Source organism: Streptococcus sp. VTCC 12905, from assembly GCF_049893385.1.
In the GTDB taxonomy this organism is placed as follows: domain Bacteria; phylum Bacillota; class Bacilli; order Lactobacillales; family Streptococcaceae; genus Streptococcus; species Streptococcus suis_AA.
Genome location: NZ_JBMVJC010000075.1, coordinates 1 through 621, shown reverse-complemented (window position 1 = coordinate 621; position 621 = coordinate 1). Strand labels below are relative to the sequence as shown.

1 pseudogene is annotated in these 621 nt (G+C 35.7%); it reads left to right on the top strand.

Annotated elements, in window-relative coordinates:
- Positions 1–427 precede the first annotated feature (427 nt).
- Positions 428–538, top strand: a pseudogene (locus ACPC58_RS11680) (class I SAM-dependent methyltransferase); the annotation flags it as partial.
- Between the last annotated feature and the right edge of the window lie 83 nt (positions 539–621).

Genomic DNA, 621 nt, shown 5'->3' with positions numbered 1-621 from the left:
ATTGTAACATCTCCTTGGATTATGTATGTATTTTACCAAACTATACACAGGTGTTACAACTTAATTATATCAGGTCATTCATTATAGAACCATCATTTCAAAGGATTAGAGAAATCTAATCCTTTTTCTAGGTATTTTTATCCTAAGAATTTAATATGACAATCACGAGTTTAATTTTTATTTTGGTGCTATTTATCCTAAGCAGAGCAAAAACACTAATTGCCGGTGATATGCTGGGAGTTGAGGATGGGTATCATGTTCCTTCTCTTGAGCAGATTAATTTCTATCATAATACGTATCATCATTTTAATTAGTGGATATGTTTCCACAAACGCCCAAAACCGTTGATATGTTCCCCTAAACCTCGAAACAGCTAAAAAACGGTTGATATGTTCCCATGGACGCTGACATCAATAATGAACACTCGAGCCAGATTGTGGAGCCACAGCCGCCAGAGAACATGATGGATATTCCGGGGATGGCGGATGAAATGCGACGCCCAATGATGCTGATTGTATCGGCAAAAAAGAAGATGTAATAATATAGAAAAAATAAACGAGGAGTATGTAAATGAGATCAGAAAAAGAAATGATGGATTTAGTACTTTCTTTAGCAGAACAG